This is a genomic window from Cytobacillus sp. C11.1, assembly GCF_058145115.1.
Genome location: NZ_CM176935.1, coordinates 1,266,467 through 1,287,182, shown reverse-complemented (window position 1 = coordinate 1,287,182; position 20,716 = coordinate 1,266,467). Strand labels below are relative to the sequence as shown.

At 42.4% G+C, this 20,716-nt stretch carries 21 protein-coding genes; 9 read left to right on the top strand and 12 right to left on the bottom strand.

The window, feature by feature from the left end; translation table 11 throughout:
- The 4 genes from AC3ZVC_RS06405 to AC3ZVC_RS06390 all read right to left on the bottom strand — a co-directional run bounded on the left by AC3ZVC_RS06405 (position 1) and on the right by AC3ZVC_RS06390 (position 4,347).
- Positions 1–885: an alpha/beta hydrolase gene (locus AC3ZVC_RS06405; protein WP_490067232.1), complete on the bottom strand. Its 885-nt coding sequence runs from the start codon at positions 883–885 to the stop codon at positions 1–3.
- Positions 886–1,282: 397 nt separating this feature from the next.
- The gene (locus tag AC3ZVC_RS06400; protein WP_490067229.1) at positions 1,283–2,650 is read right to left on the bottom strand and encodes an LVIVD repeat-containing protein; all 1,368 of its coding nucleotides are present in this window, start codon (positions 2,648–2,650) and stop codon (positions 1,283–1,285) included.
- Positions 2,651–2,991: 341 nt separating this feature from the next.
- The gene (locus AC3ZVC_RS06395; RefSeq protein ID WP_490067227.1) at positions 2,992–3,348 is read right to left on the bottom strand and encodes a SpoIIAA family protein; all 357 of its coding nucleotides are present in this window, start codon (positions 3,346–3,348) and stop codon (positions 2,992–2,994) included.
- Positions 3,349–3,456: 108 nt separating this feature from the next.
- Positions 3,457–4,347, bottom strand: coding sequence for an acyl-ACP desaturase (locus AC3ZVC_RS06390; RefSeq protein ID WP_490067224.1), 891 nt, complete (start codon positions 4,345–4,347; stop codon positions 3,457–3,459).
- Between the two features lie 415 nt (positions 4,348–4,762).
- Between AC3ZVC_RS06390 and AC3ZVC_RS06385 the strand changes: the two genes are divergently transcribed.
- Positions 4,763–5,824 (top strand): C40 family peptidase, encoded by a 1,062-nt coding sequence (locus tag AC3ZVC_RS06385; protein WP_490067222.1) that lies wholly within the window; start codon positions 4,763–4,765, stop codon positions 5,822–5,824.
- 151 nt (positions 5,825–5,975) lie between these two features.
- On the opposite strand, the gene AC3ZVC_RS06380 is transcribed toward AC3ZVC_RS06385, so the two are convergent.
- Positions 5,976–6,881 (bottom strand): endonuclease/exonuclease/phosphatase family protein, encoded by a 906-nt coding sequence (locus tag AC3ZVC_RS06380; protein WP_490067220.1) that lies wholly within the window; start codon positions 6,879–6,881, stop codon positions 5,976–5,978.
- Between the two features lie 386 nt (positions 6,882–7,267).
- Here AC3ZVC_RS06380 and AC3ZVC_RS06375 point away from each other — a divergent pair, with 386 nt between their 5' ends.
- The 5 genes from AC3ZVC_RS06375 (at position 7,268) to AC3ZVC_RS06355 (ending at position 9,548) form a co-directional block, all read left to right on the top strand.
- Positions 7,268–8,080: a hypothetical protein gene (locus AC3ZVC_RS06375; RefSeq protein WP_490067219.1), complete on the top strand. Its 813-nt coding sequence runs from the start codon at positions 7,268–7,270 to the stop codon at positions 8,078–8,080.
- Positions 8,081–8,398: 318 nt separating this feature from the next.
- Complete coding sequence (locus AC3ZVC_RS06370; protein ID WP_490067218.1) at positions 8,399–8,791, top strand: sigma-70 family RNA polymerase sigma factor; 393 nt, start codon at positions 8,399–8,401, stop codon at positions 8,789–8,791.
- Positions 8,792–8,860: 69 nt separating this feature from the next.
- On the top strand, positions 8,861–9,079 hold the full coding sequence (locus AC3ZVC_RS06365) for a DUF1659 domain-containing protein (RefSeq protein WP_490067215.1): 219 nt from the start codon (positions 8,861–8,863) through the stop codon (positions 9,077–9,079).
- Between the two features lie 40 nt (positions 9,080–9,119).
- Positions 9,120–9,338, top strand: a complete 219-nt coding sequence (locus AC3ZVC_RS06360) for a DUF2922 domain-containing protein (RefSeq protein WP_490067213.1) — start codon at positions 9,120–9,122, stop codon at positions 9,336–9,338.
- A 72-nt stretch (positions 9,339–9,410) separates the two neighbouring features.
- Complete coding sequence (locus AC3ZVC_RS06355; RefSeq protein ID WP_048010265.1) at positions 9,411–9,548, top strand: YvrJ family protein; 138 nt, start codon at positions 9,411–9,413, stop codon at positions 9,546–9,548.
- A 247-nt stretch (positions 9,549–9,795) separates the two neighbouring features.
- On the opposite strand, the gene AC3ZVC_RS06350 is transcribed toward AC3ZVC_RS06355, so the two are convergent.
- The 3 genes from AC3ZVC_RS06350 to AC3ZVC_RS06340 form a co-directional block, all read right to left on the bottom strand.
- The gene (locus AC3ZVC_RS06350; RefSeq protein ID WP_490067208.1) at positions 9,796–10,287 is read right to left on the bottom strand and encodes a hypothetical protein; all 492 of its coding nucleotides are present in this window, start codon (positions 10,285–10,287) and stop codon (positions 9,796–9,798) included.
- Positions 10,288–10,415: 128 nt separating this feature from the next.
- Entirely contained in the window at positions 10,416–10,613 is a 198-nt protein-coding gene (locus AC3ZVC_RS06345) for an acyltransferase (RefSeq protein ID WP_490067205.1), read from the bottom strand.
- Positions 10,614–10,959: 346 nt separating this feature from the next.
- On the bottom strand, positions 10,960–11,217 hold the full coding sequence (locus AC3ZVC_RS06340; protein WP_490067203.1) for a hypothetical protein: 258 nt from the start codon (positions 11,215–11,217) through the stop codon (positions 10,960–10,962).
- Between the two features lie 257 nt (positions 11,218–11,474).
- Between AC3ZVC_RS06340 and AC3ZVC_RS06335 the strand changes: the two genes are divergently transcribed.
- Positions 11,475–14,204, top strand: a complete 2,730-nt coding sequence (locus AC3ZVC_RS06335; RefSeq protein WP_490067201.1) for an IPT/TIG domain-containing protein — start codon at positions 11,475–11,477, stop codon at positions 14,202–14,204.
- Positions 14,205–14,362: 158 nt separating this feature from the next.
- Here AC3ZVC_RS06335 and AC3ZVC_RS06330 read toward each other — a convergent pair whose 3' ends face one another.
- Entirely contained in the window at positions 14,363–14,734 is a 372-nt protein-coding gene (locus AC3ZVC_RS06330) for a nuclear transport factor 2 family protein (RefSeq protein WP_490067199.1), read from the bottom strand.
- Between the two features lie 666 nt (positions 14,735–15,400).
- Here AC3ZVC_RS06330 and AC3ZVC_RS06325 point away from each other — a divergent pair.
- A complete protein-coding gene (locus AC3ZVC_RS06325) occupies positions 15,401–15,631 on the top strand; it encodes a hypothetical protein (protein WP_490067197.1) in 231 nt (76 codons plus the stop codon).
- A gap of 332 nt (positions 15,632–15,963) precedes the next feature.
- Positions 15,964–16,119 (top strand): hypothetical protein, encoded by a 156-nt coding sequence (locus AC3ZVC_RS06320; protein ID WP_490067195.1) that lies wholly within the window; start codon positions 15,964–15,966, stop codon positions 16,117–16,119.
- A 170-nt stretch (positions 16,120–16,289) separates the two neighbouring features.
- Here AC3ZVC_RS06320 and AC3ZVC_RS06315 read toward each other — a convergent pair whose 3' ends face one another.
- The 3 genes from AC3ZVC_RS06315 to AC3ZVC_RS06305 form a co-directional block, all read right to left on the bottom strand.
- Positions 16,290–17,729: an aldehyde dehydrogenase family protein gene (locus tag AC3ZVC_RS06315; RefSeq protein WP_490067193.1), complete on the bottom strand. Its 1,440-nt coding sequence runs from the start codon at positions 17,727–17,729 to the stop codon at positions 16,290–16,292.
- A gap of 62 nt (positions 17,730–17,791) precedes the next feature.
- A complete protein-coding gene (locus AC3ZVC_RS06310; protein WP_490067191.1) occupies positions 17,792–19,096 on the bottom strand; it encodes an aminotransferase family protein in 1,305 nt (434 codons plus the stop codon).
- A gap of 27 nt (positions 19,097–19,123) precedes the next feature.
- A complete protein-coding gene (locus AC3ZVC_RS06305; protein ID WP_490067189.1) occupies positions 19,124–20,716 on the bottom strand; it encodes a sodium:solute symporter family protein in 1,593 nt (530 codons plus the stop codon).

Below are 20,716 nucleotides of genomic sequence, written 5' to 3'. Positions count from 1 at the left end.
TTACTGCTCTACAAATTGATACATGTACTCCATCGCTTCAGGCAAGGATTCTCTCCAGACTTTCCATTCATGATCGCCATCTACCACTCTGAACTCCACTAATTCTTTCTGGTGTTCTCTTAAGCTCTGGTAAAGCACCGCAGCGTGGTAAGCAATATCAAATGTGTCATGATCACCGGAGTTAATGTAAAGCGGAACCTTGTGACCGCCTGCTTTGTAATCATCAATGTATTGTGTGTAGTTCAATTCTTCCCATTTCGCAGGGTCGAATTGGCCATCCTTTTGGAAGGTAGGATGCGTTCTTCCTGATGAGTGGCTTGGCGGCTCCGGTACATAAACCGCAGGGCTTAAAGCCGCACCGGCAGCAAACATTTCAGGATATTTTAAAACAAAGTTAACGGTTCCGTATCCGCCTGCTGATAGACCAGCAATTAACCGGCCTTCTTTTTCCTCAACCGTTCTCCAGGTTTCATCAATATGAGGGATTAAGTCATTCATGAATGCAGTTTCAGCCGCTTCATTATGGCCATCAACCCACCAGCTTTTGCTGCCTGGCATGACAATAATCGATGGAGGAATAACCCCTTTATTGATCAACTTATCAGCTGTTTCCTTCACATTCCCGCTTTCAACCCAGTTATTCTCATTTCCGCCGGATCCATGAAGGAGATACAGGACTGGATAGTCTTCCCCGGAATTTTTATATTCACTTGGCAAATAGATGTTGTAATTATAATCCCGCCCCAAGGTTTCTGAACTGAAGCTTTGATGGATGATCTGACTGTTGCTCGATTTCGGCGGTGTAAGATTATCCGCAAAAGAAAGACTTGGAATTAACATGGCTAACAATAAAACAAAGATAAATATTGTTTTTCTTTTGAACATGTATAGGCCTCCTAAAACGATTTTTCGCTTTGTTGTTTCCTCAATTTAACTGCAATACTGACAAATTTTTTAAAAATCTTTCCTGCTCTTATTCCATTTAGAATCAAAATTCTCTATCCAATAGGAATTCCAGCTTGAACAGGTGTTTCTTTTTGATTAGTTGGGATATATCGGCCACAATCTCAGCTTTATCGGTCAGATTTTAATTTTTTCGGTCACTTTTTCAATATATCGGTCAGATTTTGATTTTATCGGTCAGTTTTCCAATATATCGGTCACTTCGCGTCGCATCAATTTTTCAGCATTTGCACGGTGAATATACCATTCGAACTGCGATTTTACCAATAAAGCCTTTATTAGTAATAAAGCGAATCAAAGTCCATTTAAAAGACTTCCTTTATTCCGCAGACCCGCCATTATTTTTCTGGACAACCTTTAAACCTGACTGCATATCAGAAGCGAGAATATAGTTGCGGTCCACAAACACTCCCCAAATATCTGCGTTTTTAGGAACATAGGATCCGATTTCTACCGGTTTTGCAGGGTCTGTTATATCCACCATTCGGACACCGTCAGAATAATGGGATAGATAAAGGGTATTGCCTACCACTTTCGGGTCATGGACAGTATAGCGCCCGGCTGCCCTTTCACCAGCTTTAATTTGCGTCGCTGAGTTAAAGGAGCGGTAATCCCCAATCAGCACAGGATTGCTCTTGTCCTTAATATCATACAGGCGGACATAGCCCCATCCTCTTTCAAACCCTGGGTCACTAGGATCTGGATTGAACACCTCTCTATTCTCTATTAACACTGTGCCGCCCTTGGCGAGAGCAACAGAGTGGGCTGCTCCCTGAACATTCCGCTCAAAGCTTGTCCTGCCGATAAGCTCGGCATTTTCAGGCGAGGAAATATCAAAAATCAATGTTCCCATATCCCAAAATGAAACATAGGCATAGTTCCCGGTAGCATCTGTCATCACACTGTGGGCAAATGCTCTTCTATTCACACCATCACGGTCTTTAAAATATGCTCCGCTATAAGTGGATTCAAGTTCAGAGGGATCCCACTCATACACCGGAGTTGGATTTGTCGGATCTGTCACATCGAGAATAACAAAATCCTGTGCTTCACCCTGGGAATAGTAATTGGCATTGGAGTTAGCTGTCAGCAGCAGGGTTCTGTTTCCTTGAGTAGTCAAATAAAGCTCATGAGTTCCTGTTACGGATTCCGGCAGCTCCCAGAAACCCAGCTTCTTTGGAGATAACGGGTCGGAAACATCATATAAAACGGTTCCTCCCCTAACGGTATTCCGGCTCCATTGCTGAACGGACACCGCTGCAAGATCCCCTTTAAAATAAGGAGTACTTACTGATTTGACTACGACCTTTTCCTGCCAGGTTCCCGGAAGATCATCCGCAAATGCAGAGACTTCAACCGGGCTGGACGGATCCTTCATATCAAAAACCCTAACCCCTGTTGAGTTTTGTGCTTTTGTCGCCACATAGGCAAATCCTTTATGAGCATATACATCCGCTGTCCTGTTATTCACCCCGTCGAGCCCGGTCCATGGAACGGCTGCTACTTCTTTCAGATTCCCAACATTCTTTCCGCCTTCAATGACTGTAACTGGGTTCACTTGCTCATACCCTTCAACATCCTGCCACTTGCCATCCCCTTCATCAGATAGCTCATCGTGTGCAGACACAAGTGGTACCCCTGCTAAAAAAAATGCAAGACTTGCTGCAAGCAAAGATTTTTTCTTCATACGTCCCCTCCTATTAATCTGATAATTTAAAATAAATTGAATATTTGATACGAAGTTGTTTATTCTACCTTTTTCACTAGACTACCTTTACAAAAAGGAAAAATAAGTAAGAAGGATCAGTTCGATTCCCGTAATATATGTAAATAGTAGGAGATTACATGACCGTTTTTTACAGGTACCAAAAGAAAGGATTATTTACTAAAAAAGAGAGATAAACAGCCTTTTTACCAAACAAAAAAAGCTGCACGCTCAAAGCGGCAACTCTCTCTAATTGGCTACTACTCAATAAAATACCTGTGGAACATTTTTGTGAAACAAGAAAATTCGGGTGGTACCTGGTACTACTTTTTTATCCACATCCACGCTTCCTCCAGCTGGTGACCTTCGAAGTATTCGACTGTAATTCCAGGCAGGTAATTAGAAAGCTTTGATACAATGCCAATCCAGTCTTTGTCACTGACCACAGCAAATTTATCAAACTGCTTCCATCTTTTTATATCAAATTTAACCCCTTCTGTAGCACCTTGGAAGGTGGTTCCGTCTACATCGGTCATGATGGCTAGAATATTAAATTTCTCATCTTCTTTGAAGTGCTCTCTTACGTATTGATCCAGTTTTTCAGCGTCTTCTTTTGTGGCATTGCCATTAAAGGCGAGTGCGATGGTGGACGGGTCTTGGGATTCTATGAATTGAAGCATATCATTACCTCCAAATGGTCACTTTTAATAAAATAGATTCCCTTGATTTGATTTTATGAAACAAGTAAAAAGAACCAGCAAAGGAATGTCCCCCGCTGGCTCTTCTATTTATTTCTTGCTATAAAACCGATCCCGCACCTTCTTCAGCCGGGCGTGATATTTCAAAATATCCAGCCTTGCCTTCTCCGCTTCCGGTGCAATCGGCCTCAATTTTTCAATCTCCCAATATTCAATAATCACATCCAGAACCTGATCAAAATACTCCAGCGGCCCATAGTTCGCTTCTTTAGCAATGATAGACATCCGATCTTCAAAGTCCGGCATCACTGCACCAGGCATCTTGAAGTTCATGATCACATTTCCCAGATAGTAGCAATAGTTGGGCTCCAGCTGCAGGTGATATTTAATCACATCCCGATAAAAGGCATAGTGCAAAGTCTCATCCTTCGCCAGGCGCCTTAGCATACTGGCCAAATCCTTATCATGCGGTCCTGCTACTTTCGCCACATTGTAATAAAAGACCATGGTGGCAAGCTCCTGCATTGACGTATACACCATCGTTTCAAACGGTGTATGGAAGTCGGGATTCCAGCCATTTTCCACTGTTTGTTTATGCAGCTGGTGAAGCCTCGCCGGGTTTACATTCCGTGTGATTAACAGATACGTTTCAAGCAAATTCGAATGCTGATCCTCTTCCGCTGTCCACGTATGTACGAACTCCTTAATAACACTCAATGAACCTTTAAAAGTCTGATCCAGGTACGAGGTGAACCATGGCAGATTCACTTCAGTTAAAAGAGCTGTTTCAACGGCTGTAATAACTGAGCCTGGCAGAGTCACCTGGCTTTCATCCCACGGAACGCGCCGAAAATCCTGCGCCTTATCCCATGGCAGGAATTCGTGATAACCCCAATCTATTTTCTCTGCCCGCTTTTTATGCTCCTCATACAACTCCCTTACCTTTGGCTCCAGTCGAAAATCCAGATGATTTGTTAACACAGTAAACCCTCCATTGCCCTAAAAATTTTTCTAAAATTAAAATCCATATAGGAGTAATCTATTAGTTAAAGAGGTAAAATTTTGTAACTAACTATTATGACCTGTTACTAAATATACTATATCACATCTATCCTTTAGTTAACTAACAAGAAACTTAAATTTTCAGGTTTTTGGGACTTTTAACATTTTGTTTTTCTACTTTTTTCCTTATTTTGAGAAATATATTCAAAGTTTCGACGAAACTCTCCCTCCATAGACAGCATCCGATTCGACATAGGTCGACAGCTATAGATAAATGTAAAATAAAAGAAAAATCCTTGTATAAAACTGTTAAAATATAATTCTTTTTGCGGATATATGTGGTAAAATTATTAAAAATTATCTGAATTCTATTCCATAGGAGTGATTGAAAAAAGTGAAAAAACAGATGGTCTCCATAGCCGCTGCTGCGATGCTTTCTTCTGCTTTTGCTGCGCAGGCATCAGCTGATACATATGTAGTAAAGCAAGGTGATACTTTATATCAATTGGCTACAAAATATAAAACCACCGTGCTGGAACTAAAGACTTTAAACCATTTGAGTTCAGATTTCCTTTCTATTAATCAAACACTCCAGGTGCCGGCGATCGTAAAAGAAGCTACTGCCAATCAGCCTGCACCGAAAGTTACGACACCTCCAAGCCAAAGCACAAATCATACATATACCATCAAGCCTGGCGATACTTTGTCCAAAATTGCCCTTAATCATAATATGAGTTTAAAAGACTTAATGAGTTTGAATAACCTGAGCACGACTTTGATTTTTCCAGGACAGGCATTAAAAGTGAACAAATCCGCCGGAAGCACTGTGGGTGAAAATACCAAAGCGCCTTCTACACCTTCCACGCCACCTGCAGCCCCTGCCGGGAATTCAATATCTTATACTGTTAAAAAGGGCGATACATTAAGCGCAATTGCGGTAAGAAACAACACCACTGTACAGCAAATTAAAGAATGGAATAAGCTCACATCGGATATGATCTTCATTGGCCAAAAGCTGGTGCTGGGTGAAAGTCAAAATTCACCGAACCCTTCTATTAATGAAAAACCAGCACAGGAAGTCAAAGAAGATAACAGCTCTGCTGCTTCCCTTCTGGCAGAAGCCCAAAAGTACCTCGGAGTTCCTTATAAATGGGCAGGCACCACTCCCGATGGCTTCGATTGCAGCGGTTTTATCTATTATGTTCTAAATAAATCCGGTTCACAGCTGGGAAGATATTCAACGGAAGGATACTACAGCCGCTCGTATTATATCGATAACCCGCAGCCCGGTGATCTGGTATTTTTAGAGAATACATATAAACCTGGCATTTCCCATATGGGCTTTTACGTAGGAAATAACCAGTTCATCCATGCCAGCTCCAGCGGCGTGGTCATTTCCAGCCTGGACAATCCTTACTATAAAGCTCATTTTGATGGGTTTAAGAGATTTTATTAGACACCCGGATGAGGGTGTCTTTTTCATGCTGTTAAAATAAAGTATTCACTGAAAACTATATTTACCATCCGTTCCAATATCCAGTATAGAAGATCAACAAAAACTCCCCTCGGGTGTTCCCAGGGGAGTTTCTGTTGATATTGCGTTATGACTAATGAAGTGTCACGTCAGCGATTACAGGATAATGATCGCTAGGGAATTGCCCATTCTTTTGGAAATCTACAATTTCAATGGTCTCTGCTGTAACATTTCCTTTTGAAAGAATCCAATCAATACGGTTATTCGGCCCTCCGCCATTTGGATTATGGAAACCATTAAAAGTACCAAGGTCTTCATTAATTCTTGTTTCTGCAGTATTCCATAAATCCGCAAATGCTCCTTCCGCTGTAAGAAGCTGGTGAGGCTTGGTGCCAGGATTTGCATTAAAATCGCCTGTTACCAAAATAGGCAGCTCTGGATTAAATTCTTTTATTTTTTCTACAATTAATGCGGCACTCTTTTCTCTCGCTTCTTGGGATCGGTGGTCAAAGTGAGTGTTTACGAAATAAAATTGCTGACCAGATTTTTTGTCATGGAATTTCACCCATGTTACCATACGCGGAATCGTGTTGCCCCATGACGTAGATCCGATTACATCCGGAGTATCAGACAACCAGAAATGGTCGTATTCAATTGGAGAAAACCTGTTTTTGTCATAGAAGACAGCCATGAATTCTCCTTTGCTTCCTCCCTCTCGGCCCTCACCGATCCATTCATATTGCGGTAAATCCTCATCCAGACCCTTAATTTGTTCATATATGGCCTCTTGAGTTCCAAAAATATCAGGCTTTTCATTGTTGATTACTTGGCGGATGGTTGGACGCCGTTCTTCCCAGGTATGCGGGGATGGATCAGAGTTATTTTTATACCTTAAATTATAAGTCATGACCCTCAAATCCGTCACAGAAGCTTGCCCCTCTTGGCTGGAAGCAAAAGTCTCAGAAGAGCCAGGCAGCAGATTTCCAATGAGCAGTAAAACAAATGACAACAGTAAAACAGGTTTGAATGCTTTTTTCATTCCAATCCCTCCTAATTTTGAATTCAAAAAAATCGTAGCAGTTAAATATGAATTAACAATTGCCAAATTGTAAAAATATACTAGTAATTATGAAGGTTATATTAATTTAGCCTCTACGAAGGAAACAAAGGATAGGGAAGTTGAAAATGAAATAGGCTTTTCGACGTTGCTGGGAGGACATTAATAGACTCCATGAGAATAGTCTAATACTTACGTTATTAGACATTAAATTACAATAGTTTAATGTCTATTTACATATCCGTAAACGGTTATTTACATGCTGCACGTTTTTTACTTTTCACAACTCCGTCACATCTCCCCCAAAATCACCCTGACCATTTCCACCCTAAGTTTGTATATAGGAAGTGAAAGGGTGGTGCAGCAATATGAATCTTAAATCAGGCAGTGTTGACCAGTTCGAAACGTTTTCCCAGTTCAAAAACCTTCAGGAGTTTAACTCCCATTTGGAAATGTGGCTTGCTGTAAATAAAGACAAGTTCTCTAAGGGTGAGCTTGTTGGCTTAAAAAGGCTTGCACGCTTTGCAGCAAAAATCCCTGGCGTATCTAATGCAAAAATCGGTACCGTTTTAAAAGCCATTCATGAGGAGTACAACGGAAATGGCATTTCCCGTTCCACTTTTAAAAGAATGATCATCAAAACATCTGAAATAGGCATCTTTACAGTCCATGAAACAGAAAGAAAGAACGGCTCCCAGTCCAGCAATCTATATGTGTTCAATCGTTTTCCAAAGAGTGAACCACCTAAGGAAGAAAAACTGGACCACCCTAATAAAACAATCAATCTTTCTAAAACTACTAAAATTCAAAAGAATATTAAACGTAACGAAACTGAGCTTGACCACACATTTACAAGTGATTGTGTTCCAAATGCATTCGTAGACGTTGTGAAGTACTTCTTCCCCGAAGCTAAGAGCATTGAAGAGTTCTGGAGAATGACAGCTATTGCTACTTACAAAAATAACCGTGAACAAGATAAGACCCAGGTGCTGGACACAGCCATCCATTCCTTTAAGCAGCTAATCCGAAAAATGAAATCAAGCCCAGTATCCAAACCGATCGCCTACTTCTACGGCATTCTAAATAAAAAACTTGAAGAACTTTACTTTAAAGACCTGTATGAAATGGGCTTTTCAGCGGATAACGAGCAATCGTACATGGGCTTTTTCTATAAATCTTAAACGTTTTTAAAAAAAGTGAATTTTTCCGGAAAATCAGCAAGTTAGACCCTTCTTCAGGGAAGTTTAGTATGCAAACTCGCAAGTTTAGGGGGTAAACTCCCCGAAACTCGACTTTTTTCCGATTCGCACAAAAATCATTTTCCCTCTATGTTAGAGCTACCCGGGAATACTTAGAGAGCGCGCTTTCCTGAAGGGATTTCACATGGAAAGCTTTGAGCAAGTCGCAGCACAATATGAACCTATGATCCATAAAATCATGAACAACCTGAACATTTATAAAAACAAAGATGAATTCTTTCAGCTGGGGCTTATTAGTCTATGGGAAGCGTGGAAGAATTTGATTCAGACAAAGGAAAATTTGTGACCTATGCATTCAGTTATGTAAAAGGCAAAATGCTGAAAGAACTAACCAAACAAACATCCTACGATCAACAATGCGTCTATCCCGAGGAGGAATTTTGGGGATTAATAGAGGCACCGCATGTCAGCGAGCCTATTCCTATTAATAATCTGTTTTCCATTTGCAGCACCCTAACAGACAACCAAAAAAAGTGGGTAATCTATACCTTCCAATTTGAGATTTCAGTCCAAGAGATTGCCGAAAAAGAAAGGGTATCCTTATCGGCCGTAAAAGCATGGCGGCATGGTGCCAGAGAGAAATTGAAGGCATACAACTTTAAAGATGGCAGATTGGAAGACTTTCTTATATAAAACTTTTTAAATCACCATGTCCATTTTTGCCAAAAAAACGTATATAGAAAGTGAAAGGAGGTGAGCAGCATGGCACAAGCAAATATCATCGATACAAAGCTTCGCCTGGTTTTTGAAACGGGTTTGGATGAAAAGGGCAAACCGATTCACAAGTCAAAAACCTACAGCAGCGTGAAGCAATCCGCAACAGCAGACCAGCTTTTCACTGTTGGACAAGCCGTTGCAACGTTATCAAACGATCCGTTAGTTGCGCTTAACCGTAACGACAGCTTCGACATCGTAGGCTAATCTTCTATTAAAACACTAAACTCGCAAGGAGGTGAAAAACATGGCAAAAACATTGGAAATGACTTTTCTATCTGATATGGGAAAGCCATCTAAACTAACGGTTGATAATCCAAAGGAACCGATTGATCCAATAGCTGTTAAAGCAGCGATGGACCAAATCATCCTTGCCAATGCCTTTGACGGCAATGGCGGTGACTTTGTTCAGGCGCAAGGAGCTAGATTGCTAGAGCGCAACGTAACCGAATATGAATTAGTGTAATGTGAAAAGGCCGGTTTCTTTCTGAACCCGGCCTTTTTTAGGGTGCCTGGCACCCAGAAAGGAGCAAATACTATGGAACAGATGGTCACATTAATCAGCGAGCTTGGCTTCCCGATTGTTGTCACGCTATTTTTGCTGAACAGGATTGAAGCTAAGCTGGATGTGGTGGTGTCGTCGATCCAGGGTCTGCCGGATCGGTTGAGGGAGTAAGTGAAGGACAAAAACCAACTTTAAATAGTAGTAAAAAGATCATATAAGATCATTAAAACCCCACAGTCTCTGTCTTCACAGTTCCTGCGGGGTTTTAAACTTCATTGCTAAACCAATGGATAAATCATTCAGAAGCCCAATACTTTTAAGTTTTCAATCAATCGTTTGATTAAAGAAACCGTATTTCATTAACGCTCAAAAATGATCAAGTAATTCTTTAACATTTTACCGAGTTTAGCTCAGGATCCTATTTATGCAAATGCTCATATAACAGCACCTTAAAAAGCTGATTGAGTTCCTTAGTTTTCTGCTCCTTCAGCCACTCCACTTGATCAATGGGCAAATTTAATTTAAGCGTAACTTTTTCATTTGGCATTTCCACTTTCCTGATATCCTCTAATGTTATGCCTTCTTCAATATCCGGGAATGCTGAATCATTTTCACTGATTCTAAGAACACCTTCGTAATTTTCCTCCTGATCCAGTCCGCAAAATAAATTAAGCCTGGGCAGCGTTCCCGGCAGCGATTTTAGGAACATAAATGAACTAATGAGCCTGCCATCTTCCAATTCGATTTCTGCTATCAGATTTTCCCTGTCTTTATATTTTCTAAGTGTCACTTCACTTACAATCATATCCACTTCCAAAGTAGTATCAGAAGAGGATTCAAAGATATAGATGGCACTGTTAAACAAATAGATCGTTTCCCCATCGATCATAACCGACTTTATACCAACCATACTTCTTCCCCCATGCAATATGATTTCAAACGTATCCAAACGATAGTAATAAATACATCATATCAAAAAGAGGTGTGAATTGGGGGTTCCATTAACCAGCTAAGATTCTTTTGAAGCTTTTTTTGTCATTAACTCGCTCTTTCCTCCGCAAGATTCATTTCCTCAAACTTCTGCACAAAATTGCAGGTCTTACAAGCCCGCCCGATCGATTGTTTGGTAACAGGATCCCGATAGTACGTTTCATTAAATCCGCATATCGTGCATTCTAGTTCGTGGATAATTTCCCGTTGGCCAAATACAGCTTCCAATAGTAACTCGAAATGCAAATCTACCACTCCCATTTCCCTTTTAGTTTTTTATATCAAATAGGAAGTGCGAAGATTCCCGAACTTTGTATAGTCTAATGGCGCATCTTTCCGACAAAGCATATACCTGTACCATTTTAGACCTGGGTAAAGATAAGGTATTTCGACTCGTAAAAGCTAATCTAAAAGATGAATTAAACTATTATTCATTTAAGAGTTTTACATGCTTCGATATTTTCTATTATTTTTCGGGAAATAATAGGCTTTTAATGTCGTTAAATGGGGTCTGAGTTATTTAATAGGATCCTCCTTAATAGGGGTTCATATGATCGTTTCTATATTTTATTAATAGAGCTCACTTAAAAATTCAAAGCTGGCCCATTTTTGCTGAGTACGGGCATGATTGATGCCCTTTCGTCCCCTTTTTCTTCCCAATTTCTTGAGTATGGGCACGATGGATGCCCTTCCCCTCCCCTTCCGGTATGCTCAGTCGGGATACCTTGTTTACTTCGTTAGCAACAATCCTTTCTTCAGGACAAGAATTGGAATCATTTAATTTCATTGTTTCTTCTCTAAACAGCTTTCCATCAATGTTGCGATCAAATGAATCAAACATTTGTTTCATTTCCGCGGCTGCTTCTCTATAAAACCCTCGGATACCTCCCAGATTCCCTCAGCTTCTAAAACGCATCTTTCGCACTAATTTATCCCCATTTTTCGTCAATATAAAGAGACTAGTTCAGTCATACCAAGCTGATCCTTAGCCAGGCACCTATTACCCAGCACCTTCTTCCCTCTTTTTATTCTGAATAAACCAAGAAAAACCAGCATAAGCATAGCAAGAAAAATTTGCTTTCATTTCAAATAAAAGGAGAAAACTTCATGCCAAATGTCATGCTTAAGGAAATGCTGATTAAACCCTTACCATTTAATCTGAATGTAAATCCTGCCACAGTTAATCTCACCAATAACAGAATGCAGCACCATAAAGCCATTTTGGAATCATTCGGAATTACCAGTTTGTCAGGTCTCGGTAAATTGACAATCCGCGGCAATGTCATCCCACAATCAGGATTAACGAAGCCGGAGACCAGCGTAATGGGTGCGGAAACCTTATTTCAATCCGTTTTCCGCAGCACCGGAGCAGGACAAAATGGGTTGCGTTTCGAGCCTGCTGGAGGACGGGCTGTCCAGCTTAAGGCGATTCCATTCCCCCAGCAAGTTCCAGTACCGCCAATACAACCTAAATTCCCTGGCCCAATTAAAGGGCCTGTTAAACCATTTCCTGGTCCAATAAGCCGCCGAACTGTATCGCCACCACCAGTACCAGCCAATCTAGTCCGAAGCACGAGCACTGTACCAATCGATACAGCCTATTGGGCAGCCGAAGAAATTGACTTGGAAGACAACACTTTGGTTATTCTGAAATATCCGCAAAAGCACTTGATTATACTTGCAGAAAAAATTACTGTCGGTAAAAACGTGACGTTTACGTGGGAACGCCCAAATATACAGAAGCCGGCAAAACCTGCTAAGAAAAGCCAGGTGCAAGGGTTTCAGACTTCTACAACATTGAGCGGCGTTACCGGAAAGGAAGGAATTGCCGGCATTAAAGGAGAACCTGGACTCGATGGTGCGGATGCGCCAGAACTGGAAATCTGGATGTTGGAGTTAAACGGCAGCCCGGCATTCGATCTTCGCGGACAGGACGGAACCCAAGGCGGCGATGGCCAGAATGGACAGGATGGCGGAAACGGCTGGAAAGGAAGGGCTGGCATTAAAGATTTTGCAGGTGCCTGGTGTACAAGTGGTGCGGGAGCAGGCGGCAACGGAGGACGCGGTGGTGCTGCGGGAAATGGGGGTGACGGCGGCGATGGCGGACATGGCGGTAAATTGTCTTTATATGCTCCACAAAGCGTTATAAACAACTACTTGCAAAAGGGATTTTACGTAACGGTGGATGGTGGTAAAGGCGGGCCTGGCGGCATTCCAGGTGTTCCCGGTGCTGGCGGCAAGGGCGGACCGGTTGGTGACTCGGTGAAGGCGATCTTTGAAACATGCGGACCAAGAGAAGGTCGAAGTGCCGGCCAGCCAGGAGCGCAAGGTTACCCTGGAAGCGCAGGTTATCCCGGGAAAGATGGTGAGCGGTATACAGAAGCATTGAGCATGAAAGTAATAGATTCTGATGAATACAGAAGGAAATTGCTAGAACCAGCTATTTTTCACACAATGCCCAATGAGGCTTTCGTTGGGGATACAGTATCGATCGATGGAAAACGCTTTACGAAAACTGATGTCGTACTTGTGGAAGGCATTCCGGCTCAAACCCTTGTCTACAGTGATACAAAGCTGCAGTTTACGGTTCCTACCATTAAAGGAGGAATCAGGACGGTTCAAGTGAAACAAAGCGATAATACCTTATCGAACCGAGGGACCATTTTTGTGAAACCCAGACTGCTATCGGCCATGAAGACCCGGGTGCAGCCGGGTTCGAAAGTACAGCTCGCTGGTACTGGGTTCGCTGAGGGGGTAATGGTCAAAGTCAATGATCAGAACATGCCTGACGTAAAATATATTAGTCCGACCAGCATTGAATTTACGCTCATTCGACCGGTTAACATTCAGAATAACCCCACTGGAGAGAAAGTACGGGTAAAAGTAATGCTTGGAAATGGCACCCCCTCCAATGAGATTGAATTGGTACTCGAGACATTCCAAATGCTTGTGCTTGGGGATTCGATTCAATGGGGTCAAGGATTGATGGAGCACGAGAAGTTTCACTCGCTCGTAGCGGCTGCGGTTCAAGCTCGCGCAGGCGGTATAGGATTTTATAAAGAAGTTCTCGCACACTCAGGCGCCATCATCGGAGCGGAAAATACAGAGGTTCATCCGCGTCTGCCTGGCGAGGTGCCTTCAAGTTTCCCTACTATCCTGCAGCAGGTCGATATGTTTACAGGCTCAGCGGATTTTGTGGATCTTATCCTGTTGGACGGCGGGTTTAACGATATCGAAATCACGAATGTGCTGAATCCTCATGGACCTGATTTAGTACTGCCTGCACAAAAGATTTTCTTCGAAGATATGAAGAAGCTGCTGCTGAAAGTGTCAGGCACATTCAAAAATGCAAAAATCGTTGTGACCGGCTATTATCAGCCTCTTTCCGAACAAAGCAACACGGCGTTCATAAAAGCAATGCTTACTGCCTTGGGAGTTGTAATAGGAGGTATGCCTGTAGCTGCTGCCACCGTACTTAGCGCAGTCGAAATTCAACTGATTATTGCTCGGAGCAAACAAATTATGGAACTGTCCAGGATGCATCTTAAAAATGCAGTTGATGCTGTCAATAATACCTTGGATGGCGGGAATCGCATCTTTTTCGCAGATCCAAACTTTGGTCCGTCCCACGCAGGGCTGACAAATGATCCTTTCCTATACGGAATACATCCGAATTTATCGCCAGAGGATATAAATGTCGCACCTTCCCGTGCCGTAGATTGTGTAAATTCCAACCAAACCGGACTCGATTTAGAGCTTTGCCGGATCGCTTCAGTAGGACACCCTAATCCGAAAGGCGCCAAAGCCTACGCAGACTCCATCATACCTCTGTTATGATTTGATTAACCTTGATATTGGGCCATCTGATTAGCGCTCTTTCATAATAGGCTCAGTTATAGGATCATGTTGATATTTCGCATAAAAATAGACCATCATTTGATGGTCTTCTTCTTTAACAAAACCAACCTGTTAGTAAGAAAAAAATCCAAAAACAATCAATCATATAGATCAGAAACCTGTAAATTGGTCACAGTTCCTTGATGAAAATAAAGCTGCCATCTTCCATCAATAAACTTCCATATAGAGCTTCTAAGTGTATTACGATTTTTGGTTTTATTATTTATAAAATAAGTTGTTAACACTACGTCTGGAGCTAAAGAACGAACTTCAAAATCATATAATGATAAATCATCCAATGCCAACCCGCTGTTAATGCAATCTTTTTTATATATTTTATAACCTGAGCTTCCTATTTCTAAAAAATCGTCAGCAAGTATTTTATCTAAATCATCGATTGAACTGCGAACCTTAGGGTTTAAGTGGCTTTCTTCCAACTTTTTTATTGTGTCTTTAATATTCGTATCCAATAAATCCTCTCCTAAAATAGTTTCTTTTTAAAACCTGCACCTTTAATTCATAAAGAAAAACTGCATATTTGCAGCCTGTTTATTTTAACTCTGGCATCCGCCAGTTAAATAAACTGATGTAAATAATATCGGATTATTCGAGTCAATCTCTCTTTTTTTATAACCACGGCGCTAAACTAATTTTTCGTAATTTATCATAGTCACACATCCTTATTCAAGCCGTCCATTTCAAAATAACGATACCTTTTTAATTTTAAGCTAAACTGCCCCTTTTGCATAAGAAGAAAAAGCTGCCGCAATGACAGCACTGGATCCCAAAAGTAACCAACCCATTAAAAGAAGCATGTCACTACGGATGCTTTTTTAGCAGCCAAGTCTTTAAGGAAAGCTCCCTATCAGTGCGCCAGATTTCAAAATTTTATATAAAGGGAGTGTTAGTTGAAGGTATGTTTCTCCTTGATTAATTGTGATTTTAATCTCAATAATATCGGCATTTTTGGTGCATACTTTAAGAAGTTTTAATTAGATGCGACTGAAGCCATCATGGATTATTAGAATCTTGGAGAATTGGGATTTGTCGATGGAGGCTTCGAATGGAGTAAAGTGCTGTAGCAATTAATGGACGAGCATGTGCCGTTGAGGCTGTAAAGGAGAGGAGTGGAAATAATGAGAAATTTCTCTGACATTGTTCACATAGGTGAATTAATAGCCGTTTCCAATGCCTTCCATTTAAATACCTATCGAATGTTAACGTTACTTGAAAATGGTTTAATGGAAGTATTTGAAAATAAGGAAGCTTTTTTGAATAAATATGGAGACAAGGAAACATATGGCGAAATAGATTGGTGTGAGTTAAATAATGGAAAAATCTTCACTAAACAAAAAATAGGAAGGTAACTGAACAAAACCTTGCGTTTTAGCTATTGTGAAAAACACCGCCCGAAGGAAACGGGTGAGCATTTTCGAGGATCTCTCACCCTTCGCCCCAATCAACAGAATTTTAAAATTGAATGTGATTAACGGGTCAACTGGAGATGGCAGCTATAGACCAGCCGGCCCTACAAGACCACTTTCTCCGCTAGATGGAAGGAGCATTTGATTTCTCTTCATTTTTGATCTTGATACACGACAGACTCCTTTATTTTGTGAAATTCCCTCAAACCCTCCGGATACACCTAGTGTTTTTTTAAGATAATAAAAGCGATAACAAGAAATTGAGGAGGATTTGTATGGAATACCAGCAAGCAAAAGAGAATCTCGGTTCTATTGTAAAACCGCCATCTTCCAGAACTGATGCAAAAAAGGTAAAACAAGAAATTCAAAAAGATGTTAGCGAAGGACAAGGTGCTATGACCTCCCGAGAGGCAGGGGCAATGCGAGACTAAACTCTAAGTGGATTTATGCTGGAAAAAGATAAGAATCTATTGTCCGGTTTATCTCAACACAAAAAAAGACCGCCAATGCAAATGCATCGGCAGTTCCTATTGTGAAACATACCTCTGAAACAAGAAAATTCGGGTGGTACCTGGTACTCCATCTACACCACCACACCACTTTAGTTATTATTTATTATAATTAACTTCATCTCCGTCATTTCCTCGATGGCGTATTTAATGCCTTCCCTGCCGACGCCGCTTTCTTTGACCCCGCCGTATGGCATGTGGTCGACGCGGAAGGTTGGGATGTCGTTGACCAGGACTCCGCCGACATGCAGCTTTTTGGTGGCGTCCATGGCGGTGCGGATATTTTCTGTGAAGATGCCTGCCTGGAGGCCGTAGCGGGAGTCGTTGACCAGTTCAATCGCGTCCGACACAGAATCCACTTTGTTAATCAAAACAATTGGAGCAAACACTTCCTGGCAGGAAACTTTCGCAGCCGGCTCAACATCAAGCAGCACCGTTGGCTTAAGCACATTCCCTTCATTCGTTCCGCCCAGAGCTACCTTTGCCCCGTTCTGCTTGGCTTCCGCTATCCATCCAAGCGTCCGCTCCACTTCCTTAGGAGCGATTAAAGCAGAAACATCCGTTTCCGGATCTAAAGGGTCTCCCACCTTGAGCTTCGAAGCAGCTTCAACGAACTTTTCTACAAAACTATCATAGATCTCACTATGAACATAAACTCTTTGAAGAGAAATACACACCTGTCCCTGGAAGGCAAATGCCCCGGTAACACAGCGCGGGATGATCTTTCCCACATCCACACCCTTATCAACAATCAAAGCTGCATTTGATCCCAGTTCAAGGGTCACATGCTTTAACCCTGCTTTATTGCGGATGCCAATCCCCACTTCAGGGCTTCCCGTAAAAGAAATCTTCTTCACGCGACCATCCTTTACTAGCTTTTCCCCTACCACAGAGCCGCTGCCTGTTACGACATTAAACGCACCTGCCGGCAGTCCGGCTTCCTCCAACAGCTCGGCGAGGAAATACGCGGATAGCGGCGTCTGGCCCGCTGGCTTCAGCACAACTGTATTTCCTGCTGCAATTGCCGGACCCACTTTATGCGCCACCAGGTTCAGCGGAAAGTTAAACGGAGTAATAGCCCCAATCACACCAAGCGGCTCTCTCACCGTGTAGGCTACCCTTCCTTCCCCACCAGGAGCGGCATCCATCGGGATCGTTTCTCCATTGATTCTTTTCGCTTCCTCAGCGGCAAACTTGAATGTCTGAACCGTTCTCGCAATCTCGCCTTTCGCTGTGGTAATCGGCTTGGCTGCTTCCAAGGCAATAATTTTAGCTGCCTCATCTGACCGCTGATCCAAAAGGCCGGCAAGCTTTTCAAGAATACTCGCACGCTGATGGCTTGGCACCTCTGCCATCTTGCTTCTTGCCTGGTAGGCTGCTTCTATAGCAAGGTCAACCTCCTCTTCGGTTGCCTGCGGAATCTCTGCAATCAGCTCTCTGTTATATGGAGAATACAAGGAGGTATAATGTTTCGCCTCTACCCACTCGCCATTAATATACAACTGCTTTTTCGCTTTATTTTTAACCGTCATGTCCTGTCCTCCCAGTTTCAATAATAAGAAGAGTGCCTTACGCACTCTTCTCTCTTAATCTCTTATATACCTTGTTCTACAGCATAGATGGAATCATGAAGAATCTCTACCAGACTTTCAATTTCCTTCTTGTTAATGGTCAGCGGCGGGGCAAAGACAAGAATGTCCATTCCATCAAAAATTACTGATCGGATAATGAGCCCTCGTTTAGCGGCTTCATTCACAACAGCCGGTGCAAACTGGCCTTTGTCACTCTTAAGCTCAACAGCGCCAATTAATCCAAGCCCTCTCACTTCTGAAACAAGCTCTCTCTCATCCTGGATCCACTTAAAGCCCTTCAGCAATTCCTCGCCCATTTTCCTGGAATTCTCTATTAGATTCTCATTCTCGATAATCTCAATATTCTTTAATCCAACTGCACAGGCCATTGGATGCCCGCTGTACGTATAGCCATGCAAAAGGGTGCCGGCTGAAAGCTCCTTGAAATCCTCATGCATCTTTTTCGAGAACACTACTCCACCAAGCTGGGCATAGCCGCTTGTAACTCCCTTGGCAAAGCACATCATATCCGGCGTTACGCCATAATGCTCGATTCCGAAATATTTTCCTGTTCGGCCAAAGCCGGTAATGACTTCATCCGTAATAAACAAAATATCAAACTCACTGCAAATCTTCCTTACTTCCTGAAAATAACCGTCAGGAGCGATATGGACACCGCCTGCCCCTTGGATCGGCTCAGCCACAAATGCCGCAATCGTTTCAGGGCCTTCCGCTTCAATCGTTTCCCTTAATGCTTTAGCAGATAGATTCTCCGTATAGTAAAAATCAGGTGCGAGGGAATTCGTGAAATCCCGGAATGGCTTAAGTCCTGTCGCACTCGTCGCTCCCATCGCTACTCCGTGATAGGACTTCTTCCTGGATATGATCTTCTTTTTGGACGGCTGGCCCTTTAAAATCCAATAATGACGTGCGAGCTTATAAGCCGTATCATTCGCTTCCGACCCGCCAGAGGTAAAAAAGGTGGCACTTAAATCCCCAGGTGCAATCTCAGCGATTTTCGACGCTAGCCTTATCGCCGGTTCATTGCTGAAGGTTGCAAAGCAGGAGCTGAACGCCAGCTGGTTCATCTGCTCCATTGCTGCCTGGCCGAGCTCAGTTCTGCCGTGCCCAACATTCACATTCCATAAGGAGGACATCCCGTCAATCACACGATTGCCCCTCACATCTTCAAGGTATACACCCTCCCCTTTTGTAAAAATAAAGGCCGGACCCTGTTCCTGCTGCTGTTGGATTGGGGAAGTCGGATGCAGAAAATGCTTTTTATCCAAATCTGCCAGTTCCTGATATAAAGCTGCAGTCTTGCTCATTATGATACTCTCCTTCACTTCGTATTTTTACATGCCTAACTTGACGATAAAATAACCCCATAGAACAACAGAGATGACAATAAAGGAAACAGCAACCGTTAACGTTTGCTTGTATTCTCTTTTTAACTCGGCAGCTCCGTTGTGTTTGGCCAAAATCTTTTGGATCGTTACAGTAGAAAGTCGTGTTTCTTTTATCTTCTGGTAATAACCCACCTCATAATCGGTAGGTTTTACCATAAACCCTACGATGATTAAGGTAAGAACAGAAACAATAATCGCCAGATAGAAATTATCAAATCCAACCGGGAAGGTGATCATTTCATACCTCTTCAATTCACCGAAAACAATAAATGTGATAATCCCTGCAAGCATGCTCGCTGTTGCCGCTTTACTGCTCATCCGCTTCCATTCAAGGCTGCCAATGATCGTCGGCATCCAGGAAACCGCAAAGATGGAACCGGCATAAATGGAAATCCAGAAGATGGATGATGGCTGAAGGATAGCGATAATACAAACAACGACTGCCACAATGACCTGGGCACCACGTCCAATTAACATGCTTTTCTTCTCATCAAAATCTTTATGCAGGACGTTTTCAAATAAGTCCTTCGCAAGCGCAAATCCTGTTAAGACAAAAAGCGTGGAAGCAGTCGACATGATGGACGCCATTAATCCTGCCAAACCAATTCCAGCTAAAGCAGGCGGCGTATAGTCCATCATCCCAACGATAAATACGCGGTCAGCCGGATCAATGCCAGGCTGAAGGACCATCATGGCTGCAGCAGCAATGAAAACAAGCAATTGCATAAATGGGGCGAAGAACACGCCAATAACCGCAGTCTTTAAGATGACAAAATCATTCTTTGCAGGGAAAACACGGGATACAAGGGATGGCGTACATCCAAAGAAAAGAATCCACATTAAAAATTGCGAGAATACCCATCCAAACGGACGGTCAGCACCGCCATTGACACCATAATAACCCGGTATGACTTCCCCTAAGTTCTTGATCTGGTCCAGGCCTGCCTGTCCAATAATAAGCGGCGAAATCACAATCGCAATCGTCAGCATTGTAAAGAACATCAGTGTATCTGTAATAACAACCCCATACATGCCGCCCATCGCACTGAAAATCAAAAGAGCTAAAGTAAATAATAAAATTAGAACAGGGAACGGAATATTTAAAATCTCGGATAGAATCACACCCGCCCCGATTAATTGAACAACTCCATATCCCAATAAACCGATAATCATTATGGATGTAGCGATTACGGTTACCCATTTGTTTTGGAATCGCTTTTCAAAAAAGTCCGGAAGTGTCTGGCATTCCAAGGCCTTTAACTTTCTTCCTACATAAATAACAGCAAATAATGTTCCTAACCAGGCTCCATAAGAACCGAATCCGGCATGGGCAACAGGTCCTTCGTTGTAGATCATGCCTGCAAGGCCAAGCAGTGTCACCGCACTTAAATAGGTAGCTGCCAGTGTACCGACAATCAAGACGGTCGAACCTTTTTCCCCCATGACATAGAAATCATCTTTGCTTTTTACAAATCTCGTTACGATAATTCCGGCAATAACATAAACAGCAACGACAACAAAAAATATGATTTTCTCCAT